Origin of the sequence: Aquiflexum lacus (genome assembly GCF_015476655.1) — a bacterium.
Taxonomy (GTDB): domain Bacteria; phylum Bacteroidota; class Bacteroidia; order Cytophagales; family Cyclobacteriaceae; genus Aquiflexum; species Aquiflexum lacus.
Genome location: NZ_JABFHF010000010.1, coordinates 1 through 10017 on the forward strand (window position 1 = coordinate 1; position 10017 = coordinate 10017).

At 38.9% G+C, this 10017-nt stretch carries 6 protein-coding genes; 1 reads left to right on the forward strand and 5 read right to left on the reverse strand.

Annotation, left to right across the window (positions count from 1 at the left end; all coding sequences use genetic code 11):
* Positions 1-73: 73 nt before the first annotated feature.
* Genes HMJ38_RS10555 through HMJ38_RS10570 form a run of 4 tightly spaced genes read right to left on the reverse strand, consistent with a single transcriptional unit; the run spans position 74 to position 4665 of the window.
* A complete protein-coding gene (locus HMJ38_RS10555) occupies positions 74-832 on the reverse strand; it encodes a YdcF family protein (protein WP_194974366.1) in 759 nt (252 codons plus the stop codon).
* Between the two features lie 35 nt (positions 833-867).
* Positions 868-2142 (reverse strand): adenylate/guanylate cyclase domain-containing protein, encoded by a 1275-nt coding sequence (locus HMJ38_RS10560; protein ID WP_194974367.1) that lies wholly within the window; start codon positions 2140-2142, stop codon positions 868-870.
* On the reverse strand, positions 2123-2818 hold the full coding sequence (locus HMJ38_RS10565) for a transmembrane-type terpene cyclase (RefSeq protein ID WP_194974368.1): 696 nt from the start codon (positions 2816-2818) through the stop codon (positions 2123-2125). Before HMJ38_RS10565 ends, HMJ38_RS10560 begins: the two co-directional genes overlap by 20 nt.
* Before the next feature lie 2 nt (positions 2819-2820).
* Positions 2821-4665, reverse strand: a complete 1845-nt coding sequence (locus tag HMJ38_RS10570) for a hydroxysqualene dehydroxylase (protein WP_194974369.1) — start codon at positions 4663-4665, stop codon at positions 2821-2823.
* Positions 4666-4933: 268 nt separating this feature from the next.
* Between HMJ38_RS10570 and HMJ38_RS10575 the strand changes: the two genes are divergently transcribed.
* Entirely contained in the window at positions 4934-7882 is a 2949-nt protein-coding gene (locus HMJ38_RS10575) for an FAD-binding and (Fe-S)-binding domain-containing protein (RefSeq protein ID WP_194974370.1), read from the forward strand.
* A gap of 249 nt (positions 7883-8131) precedes the next feature.
* Here HMJ38_RS10575 and HMJ38_RS10580 read toward each other — a convergent pair whose 3' ends face one another.
* Positions 8132-9793 (reverse strand): S8 family peptidase, encoded by a 1662-nt coding sequence (locus HMJ38_RS10580; RefSeq protein WP_194974371.1) that lies wholly within the window; start codon positions 9791-9793, stop codon positions 8132-8134.
* Positions 9794-10017: the final 224 nt, after the last annotated feature.

Sequence of the window (10017 nt, forward strand, 5' to 3'; positions counted from 1 at the left end):
ATAGTTTAGTTTTAACCCTACTTCTCAATTCCGAAGGAATTTTCCAAGAAGGCCTTTTTAATCAAACCAAATTCTACAAATACCCCACCACCCAATACACCACAATCCCGATCCATTCCTTGAAAAGCTTATGCCAGAGAAAAATAGAATACGGTTCCGGTGCGATGAGTTTTGGGATACTGAACCTGACATCTTCTGCATAGTAATCCACCGGAAAGGTTTCAGTCTTGATTCCCGCCTTGTCAAAGCAGCCCTTGGCTCTTTTCATATGAAAAGCTGAGGTAATCAATAGCTGTGTTTGATTTAAAGATATACCCTTTTCAATCAATATTTCCTTTGTTAGGATTGCATTTTGGTAAGTGTTAACCGCTTGGTTTTCGACCAGAATATCTCCTTCAGGCACACCTGCCATGACCATAAAGTCCCGAAGCAATTCTGCCTCGGTATTGGTATTGGATGGGTTCAGTCCTTGTCCTCCTGTAATTAGAATTTTGTTGATTTTCCCCAACTTATACAGCTGAACAGTATGGGTAGCCCGATCGGCCCCTTTATTAAAAAAAGTTCTGTCGTAGGTGGTTTTGTTGAGATTTGTGACTCCGGTAAGGACTATTCCCAGGTCGTAGTTTTGTAGGCTCTCAAAAGACTTAAATTCCGGTTCCCAGGTATTCATGGCAAGGTTGGAAAGAAACTGATTGGAGAAAAAAAACAGTAGGATCATGCTGGACCAAAAGATTTTTTTGCTTTTCCACATTGCTCCGACCAAAAGTAGGACGATGACAATCGTCAAAGGCATGGCCAAAAAACTCAGAAATTGGGATAGGTAGAAGAACATGGGGTGTTTGGTTTTTCAAATATAGCAATCTCCTGCTATTTTGATTTTTCCTGAATTCTCACATCATGAACCCAGAACATTTTTATCTCCCCTTTATTTTTTGCGGGAACAAATCCACGTGGCTCGCAAATAAAATGATCTTTGATTTCAAAATAAGTTGATTCTGAGATGTTGATTTTTCCGGGTTCACTTGTTTCTTCAATTCTTGCTGCCAGGTTAACAGCATCCCCCCATATATCATAAACAAATTTTTTGTCCCCCACAACTCCGGCTACTACAGGTCCTGTGTTGATGCCAATCCTGAAATCAAAAAAAATATTACCGTTATTCAGTTGTTCATTTTTAAAATGGAGGTTAGTTTCTTGAATTTCAATGGCAGCCTCTACGACATTAATGGCATTTGCCTTATTGGACCCTGGCACGCCACCGGCAGCAAGATATGCATCACCGATTGTTTTGATTTTTTCTAAACCGTGTTTTTGAATAATTGAATCAATCCTTTGAAAATAGGCATGTAATAATTTGACAAGTTCGGGCGGAGTTAAACCTTCCGAAAGACTTGTAAAATTTTTTATGTCTGCAAAAAGAACAGTCACGTTTTCATGCAGACGGGCTTTAGCTTTGCCCGTTTCTTTGAGTTCTTCAGCGATTTCTTTGGGAAATATATTAAGCAATAGGTCTTCAGATCTTTTCTGCTCTGATTTAAGTTCTTTTTGCTTCGAAAGCAAACTATCCAAGGCCTGTTGCTTTAAAGCTTCAAATGTGGTGGTAATCAAGTAAAATATCACAATTAACCCCATCATAGCTAGTACTAAAAATATAAGATGAAATGAATCACTGTAAGTTTTTGGGAAATCATATCCATCCAAAATCATCCAATAAAAGCCTAAAACATAAAAAATGCACAAAAACAATATGATCAAAGCATTTCTTCTATTTGTTAGCAGCAAAACAAAAGGTGGCGTAAGTGTAATCCAAGGTGAAACAGGAGAGGCAAATAATCCCCCGGAGTAGAATACCAAAGTAGCATTAAGCCAAATTGTATAAACTCCTATTAAAAAACCAAGTGTATTGATGTTCAAATACTTTAAGAAAAAAATATTGGATGTAAAAAATATAACTGAAACAGCCATTGTCCATACTCCGACTTCAAATCCAATAAAGTAGCTGAGGACACCATATAGAAACCCGAAAATTGTCACAAAAAGACATGTAGTAACAAATAATTTATATTTCCTCACCGAATCTATAGATTGGTCCAGATTATTTGATAGAGCAAAATCGTAAATTTTAGATAAGTGATTTATCATTTGATTTAATGAAATTACGATTCTTGTAAATTAAAATTATAAAGGCAATATCGAAAATGGCCACTACAAAATAGATTGCCCAGAGGAAGTAATTATCGGGATATTTTGTGCTGAACATAACGCTGATGATCCCTGTTCCCAAAAATTTACTCCAAGCAAGCAATGCTGAGTGTTCTTGAAAATCAGGCACATACAAAAGACTGATAAAGGCAACACTCATAACCACGTTGACAATGTATGCATCCAAAACTCCCATTGGTAAGTCATATTGGATCATGAATAATACAGAGAGCGGGATGCTGCATGCCAAACCTGTAAACACTAGTGTTTTAAAATTGTTTTTAAAAAAAGGTGTCGTAAACTGCTTAGATCCAAATTCAAGTAGTTTGTACACAATTAATGTATCTAGGATCAACCAGCCCCAATATGCTATGACCAAGGCCTTTCCCATATCCGGGACAAAGAAAATTGCACCACCTACTTCGTTTCCATAGTTACAGATGACAGCTATCGCGGGTATTAGGACAGTTTTCTGTTTGAATGAATATTTAATAACCACTAAATATGCCAAAATCCATAGCAAGGCGCCGGTTGTGAAAAGTCCGATTTGGAGAGGCGTGTAATTTGTGGTGTCAAACCAAGGATGAGGTTCTTTGATGTAATCCCAAATGGTCATAATTAATTTGATTTATTTTTTTTACTAAAAAGTCTGAAGATTTTATAAACTAGATTGATGCCTGAATGCAGCAGCTTAAATGGCCATGGGAAATATTCATTCCATGGTAATCCTATGTCAAATCTTCTTCTATCATACCACCTAAATGGCGCGAGAATAAATGGTTCATGCAAATTCCAAACTTTGCATTTTTTTTGTGTACTGCCACTTTGCTCAAGAATGACGTTGACAGCCCTGCGTGCGGCTTCATTCGCACCTTCCATAGTTGCCAGGTCGGTGTGCGTTCTCACATAATCCGAAGCAAAAAACAGGTTGAAAATATTACAATAGGCTTCAGGACGCAAGTCCCAAGTTCTTGTATTATTTACCAAAAGTGGTTCTTTGTCGATTGTTTTGAAATCTTCTTTTTTTGTCCCTCCTATTGGGGAATCAAGTATGGAATTTGGTTTCACTTGATCCGGAGCACAATCTGTAAGTTTTTTGACATCAAGGTCCATATCATCATTAGGATTTTGAAACTGAATGTCCCTGTCAAGGTTACAGGCTACAACCATATCTGCCGATAATATATTTTGGTTGTTTTCTCTAAGTCCAAGACTTAATTGACACCATACTTCCTCCATTATTTCTTGTTTGGTACAAGCTTTTGCAATTTTCCCATTGTAGCCGACTCGTCCCCAATCACTGATATCCACAGAAATTATTCCTTTTACTTGACCATTTCCATAGTCGCTCATCTTAATTCTATCCCAAAATTGGGGTTGACTGATAGCCGTGATGGCCCAAGGTGAATCAATGATCATCATATGTCCCCGAGCAATTCTAATATCTTCATTCAGATAAAACTGAATACCTGTCATCCATTGTACATCTTTGGCCAATTCTTTAATTGCCAACAATTGGGGATCTGCTTTCAATATATTGGCATTCAACAAAGAGGACATCACTTCAACAGGTACAGCGGAAATGAAATAATCACCTGTTATTTTTTTGGTGAAGCCATCTTCATCTGTGGCGGTAATACTGGAAATAAAATTACGGTGTTTAGTTTTATCAAAACCGCAGTTAATTTCATTGACAATGTGTGAATGGTTAAATTTCACTCCCTTTTTCAATAAATAATCTCTCCATGGATATAGCCATGCCTCATTTGTGGGCCCATTTAATACTCTATCTGTATGAGTGAATGGATTGGCCATCTGAAAAATCAACTGAAGTAGAATATCTCCTCCTGTCCGTGTACTGACTAGCCTTGGCTTTGCAGCGACCAGGGTTCTTGTAATCCCGCCGACAAAAAATTCATTATAAGCTTCACTGTGATTGTCAGCTCCGGTAAATTCCCACCATGCTATCCGCTCGTAATCCTGAAGTCTTCTTTCATAGCAACTTGTCATTAATTGCCAGATTTTCCCCATAAATGAATTTACTTCCTCTATTGTAAGTCCTGTATTGCTGTTGTGGACTGCATTTGCCATTATTTTTAAATCGGCTAGTGATTTTGGGAAATTCACTAAACTCAATATATCATTTTTTCCTTCTCTTCCCATGACTACCCTTTGGGTTGCGACAAGGTTGTCATAAACACCATTTTTGTTCCCTTCGAATGGTATTCGTTTCATGGTGTCGGTGATATGGGTATAAAAACCTGGGAAAAATCGAAATCCATGTTCTCCTGGCAATGGCTTTTTGTCTCCAACTGCAGAATTCGGGACATCTGTACTTCTGGCTTTTCCTCCTACATAAGAAGGCTGTTGTTCAAAAATTTCTACCTCAAATCCACGTTCTATCAATTCATGAGCAGCGCTCATACCTGCTACACCTCCGCCAATAATTATGATTTTATTCATGTTATTATTTTGTGAAAAAATGAAATTAAGCAATTTCATTCAATGTTTTTGGCGAGGAAAGAAATAAATCTTGGATTTGATAAATTAATATATCAAGTCAGAATTCGTTTCAAAATCAACCGCATCATTAGTTTTTAATTATAGCCAAATTTGGAAAAACAATTGGGTTTGTTTCTTTTGTTAACAACACGATGTTTTGTATGTTTTATTTCTAAATCATTTTCAAAAAGCGTGTATCTACCTTACTTCTATTTCTTATTTTTGCCCCATGACTTTGACCAAACCTAACCTGTTGCCTTTATTACAGAATTTGTCAACCCAATTGGAAGGTGAACTGAAATATGATTCCCTTACCAAAACGCTTTATGCCACTGATGCTTCTGTGTATCGGGAAATGCCTTTGGCAGTCGCTTTTCCAAAATCTGAATCGGATATCAAAAAATTGATACTTTTTGCCAAAGAAAACAAAACCTCTTTGATCCCACGTACCGCAGGGACTTCCTTGGCAGGTCAGTGTGTGGGAAATGGAATCGTAGTTGATGTGTCCAAGAATTTTACCAAAATCCTTGAATTTAACAAAGAGGAAAGATGGGTCCGTGTTCAGCCCGGAGTGGTAAGGGATGAATTAAATAGATATCTAAAACCACATGGATTATTTTTTAGCCCCATTACATCTACGGCGAATAGGGCGATGATAGGCGGGATGGTAGGGAACAATTCTTCCGGAACTACCTCTATCGTCTATGGGGTCACAAGGGATAAAGTCTTAGAATTGAAAACCATTTTAAGTGATGGCAACAAAGTGGTTTTTGGTGAAGTCAGTCAAGAAAATTTTAAATCAAAATGTGAATGGGATTCTTTGGAGGGCACAATTTACAGACAAGCAAAACAGGAACTATCCAATCCTGAAAACCAGAAAAACATTATTGAGCAATTTCCAAAAAAATCCATTCATAGAAGAAATACAGGCTATGCCGTAGATGCCTTATTGGATTCGGAGATATTTACTGAGGGAGGAGATACTTTTAATTTCTGTAAACTTCTGACAGGCTCTGAAGGAACATTGGCCTTTACTACAGAAATCAAGATTTCACTTGATCTCTTACCTGATCCCATAGAAATAGTCGTTGCTGCTCATTTTGAGACCATCAACCAAAGTATGAGGGCAGCGCAGGTAGCCATGAAACATCCTGCGACTGCTGTGGAACTGATGGATAAGATCATCTTGGACTGTACCAAAGAGAGTATAGAATATGGGAAAAACCGGTATTTTGTTGAAGGTGACCCTATGGCCATGTTGATGGTGGAGTTCACCGGTAAATCTGAAGCAGAAGCCAGGGCCAAAGGAGAAAAATTGATCGCTGACCTGAAATTGGCTGGATTGGGCTATGCCTTTCCAGTTATCGGACCCGATATGACCAAATCCGCATGGGCCTTGCGTTCTGCAGGATTAGGATTGTTGGCAAATATTCCCGGAGACCGAAAAGCGGTGGCCTGCATTGAAGATACGGCAGTGGATATTGATGACCTGGCGGATTATATTGATGAATTTGACAAAATGATGGAAGTTTATGGCCAGGAACCTGTGCATTATGCCCACGCGGGTGCAGGTGAAATACATCTTCGTCCCATTCTTGATTTGAAGAAGAAATCGGATCAGGAGGATTTTTTCAAAATTTCTGAAGCCTCTGCCAAGTTGGTCAAAAAATACAAAGGTTCATTGAGTGGGGAACATGGAGATGGCCGGGTTCGGGCACCCTTTATTCCATTGATGGTGGGAGAAGAGAATTACCAACTTTTCAGAAGGGTCAAGTACACATGGGATCCGGATAATATTTTCAATCCCGGTAAAATTGTGGATACCGCCCCCATGAATACCTCGCTGAGGTATGAACCTGATATGGTGACTCCGGTTCAAGATACTTTAATGGATTTCAGTCATGTGGGTGGTTTCCTGAGGTTGGCCGAAAAATGTAACGGATCGGGAGATTGCCGAAAATTACCCGAATCAGGGGGGACCATGTGCCCCAGTTTTCAGGCAACCAGAAACGAACGCGATACTACAAGGGGTAGGGCAAATACATTGAGGGAATTTTTGACTTTGGACAAAAAAGAAAATGCCTTTGACCATCCCGAAATCAAGGAAGCCTTGGATTTGTGTCTTTCCTGCAAAGGCTGTACCTCAGAATGCCCTTCCAATGTTGACATGGCTTCAATGAAAGCAGAATTCCTTTATCAATACCAAAAGTCAAATGGGACGCCTTTACGTTCCAAGGCTTTTGCCCATATCAATGAATTGAATGGTTTTGCATCGATATTCCCGTCATTGGCTAATTTTTCTTTGTCTAATGGTCTGACAGGTGGTTTGATGAAGAATGTGTTGGGAGTTGCACCAAAAAGAAAGTTGCCGGTAATTTCCAAGGTGAGTTTGAGAAAGTGGTACAAAAGGCATTATGCTTCTCTTCCTGGAAAGACTCCTGTCATCAAATCTATTTATTTGTTTGTCGATGAGTTTACCAACCATAACGATACACATATAGGCATCACTGCTCTCAAGCTGTTAAAAAAACTGGGATATGAGGTTAAAGTAATCGACCATCAGGAAAGTGGGCGTTCAGCGCTTTCAAAGGGCTTGCTTGAAAAAACCAAAAAACATGCTGAGGCCAATGTGAAAATCTTTCAGGATATCATCAACGGAGAAACACCTCTTGTGGGGATTGAACCTTCTGCAATTTTAAGCTTTAGAGATGAATATCCCCGATTGGTAGGCAAAGAATTGGTTGAAGGAGCCAAAAAGCTAAAATTCCATACCTTAATGATTGATGAATTCATAGGCAGAGAAATAGCCTCAGGAAATATCAAAGCAGATTCATTTACTGAAAAGGTTCAAAAAATAAAGCTTCATGGCCACTGTCACCAAAAGGCATTGTCTTCTTTGACCTGGACCCAAAAATTATTGAGTCTTCCCAAAAACTACTCTGTGGAGGTGATTCCTTCCGGATGCTGTGGGATGGCGGGTTCCTTTGGGTACGAGGCTGAACATTATGACTTAAGCATGCAGATAGGGGAGATGGTGCTTTTTCCAGCAGTTCGAAATTCCGAAGAAAGTATCTTGATTGCCGCACCGGGTACCTCATGCCGTCATCAGATCGCTGATGGAACAGGAAAAAAAGCCAAACATCCTGTGGAAATTTTGTGGGAGGCCATGAACCTTTGAGGTCTTTTTTTGACCTCGAAGGTTTGAAAAATCTGAAAAAGTCATCTTATTGAAGCACAGAGTATGTTTTTAATTACCACATAGTCAGATAATTCACATAGAAATTTAGGTTTTTTTACTGTTAACAAATTCTATTGTTCCCGTAACTATGTGTTCTATGATACTATGTGGTAAATATTCTTTTTGGCGAAAGACCTTCGAGGTTTGAAAAAAACCTCAAAGGTCTTGTGCTGAAACTTTTAAGTTCAATCAAAGCTTTGTTTTATTTCGGGCTACCTTTTCCGCCATAATCAAAGCATTATAAGCATTGACCATTTTTCCTGACCTAGAAAGTTGTTCAAAAGGTAAAACCTTCTCGGGGTCTCCCGCCACTATTACATTTAATTTTGGCTTAATCCCGGACTCCATGATGATTTTCTTTACCTGTACAGCGCTCAGTTGGGGATAATGGGATCGGATCAATGCGGCCAATCCGGAAACCATAGGTGCAGCCATGGAAGTGCCTCCCTGAAAATCATATTCGTTCTCAGGCATGGTAGAATAAATTTCATCACCCGGAGCAAAAACATCGACATTTTCTTTCCCAAAATTTGAAAAAACAGCCACCAAATCTTCACCGAAATAGGGAGTCAAGGCGCCAACGGTAATGACATTGTCAACAAATTCCTGTCCTTTTATTAATTGATGGTCATTGGGGAAATTTGGGTTTTCGGGATCATCCAGGTCATTTCCATCATTTCCTGCAGCCAAAACAAATAACACGTCTTTTGAAGCTGCGTATTTCAAAGCATCATACACCCAATCAGCGTTTGGTGAAAAAGATTTACCGAAACTTGCATTGATGATTTTGGCACCGTTATCCACGGCATACCGTATTCCCAAGGCAATGTCTTTGTCATATTCATCTCCATCAGGAACAGCACGGATTGACATGATGCTTACATTATCTGCAACACCCATAATTCCCAAGGCATTATCACGCTTAGCCGCAATAATTCCTGCTACGTGAGTTGCATGGCTTTCATCCTTGACAAGATTCTTGGGATTGCCGTTACCATAGCCCAAGTCTGTGATATCATAAGGATCATCTCCCACTTTTTCCCGGCCGTCAAAGTCTATATTCAAATGGTAATTCAAACGAGAATCCATTTGAGTGATTCCTTCTGCTATCATTTCTTTCAAGTCTTCAATATTATCACCATAGGATAGCATTTCCCTTAAAAAAAACAGGATCTGTTCTGTCATTTCATTATCAGGCTCTATCTTATTCAAATCAGCAGCTTCATAAGTGGATTTCCCCAATTCCCTTACGATGAATTTGTCAGCTTCCTCGAGGAAGAATACCATTCCCTGCATCTGCATTGCTCCTTCTGTGATTTCGGCGAATTCCTTCTCATGAGCCATTTTTGCTTTTTCTTGGTAGGGTTCATCACCGATTCCCAACCTTAGGATTCTTGTGTATTCTACTTGTTCGTGATAGGAATCGCCCAGAAAATTATACCCATGGACATCATCCACGTATCCGTTGTTGTCATTATCGATACCGTTTCCTAGAATTTCTTTGGAATTTGACCAAAGAACCTCCATTAAATCTTCGTGCTCCAAGTCCAAACCCGAATCTAAAACCGCTACTGTCACAGGAGCACCCTTTTTATCTTTGATGATCTCCGCATAGGCACGGTTGAGACTCAAACCAGGAATAGTGTCTTTTAAGAGATCAAGATGAAACCAGTTTTTATTTTCCGCCTCAGTGAGATCCACGGATTTGGAAATTGGTTTTCCTTTATATTCAATCAGCTTTGGGAGTGGAGCGAGTGAACTACAAGCCGAGAAGAAAAAAACAAATACTACAAAAGTTGAAATTCTATTTAAAACAGCCGTTTTATAATTGTTATCTGGGTTTATTGTCATAATCGGAATTGTATTTTTAAAATAAAAGATTTCAAAAATAGTATTTCTTCCTACTAGTTTTTATGAATAGCTGAGGTTTTATTTGAGTGGAATACTTCTAGGCTAATCTAAGGTCTTATCAAACCAGTTTGAACTGATGAATTGAACTTTGTTTTTTTTTATTTGGACAACTCGTGTCAGTTGTTTTTTTATCTCTCGATTTTCTCTTTGATTTGTTTAAATTG

What these genes read in the sequence shown, in the direction of transcription:
- HMJ38_RS10555 (WP_194974366.1), bottom strand. Translation starts at nt 832, where the DNA reads ATGTTCTTCTACCTATCCCAATTTCTGAGTTTTTTGGCCATGCCTTTG.
- HMJ38_RS10560 (WP_194974367.1), bottom strand. Translation starts at nt 2,142, where the DNA reads ATGATAAATCACTTATCTAAAATTTACGATTTTGCTCTATCAAATAAT.
- HMJ38_RS10565 (WP_194974368.1), bottom strand. Translation starts at nt 2,818, where the DNA reads ATGACCATTTGGGATTACATCAAAGAACCTCATCCTTGGTTTGACACC.
- HMJ38_RS10570 (WP_194974369.1), bottom strand. Translation starts at nt 4,665, where the DNA reads ATGAATAAAATCATAATTATTGGCGGAGGTGTAGCAGGTATGAGCGCT.
- HMJ38_RS10575 (WP_194974370.1), top strand. Translation starts at nt 4,934, where the DNA reads ATGACTTTGACCAAACCTAACCTGTTGCCTTTATTACAGAATTTGTCA.
- HMJ38_RS10580 (WP_194974371.1), bottom strand. Translation starts at nt 9,793, where the DNA reads ATGACAATAAACCCAGATAACAATTATAAAACGGCTGTTTTAAATAGA.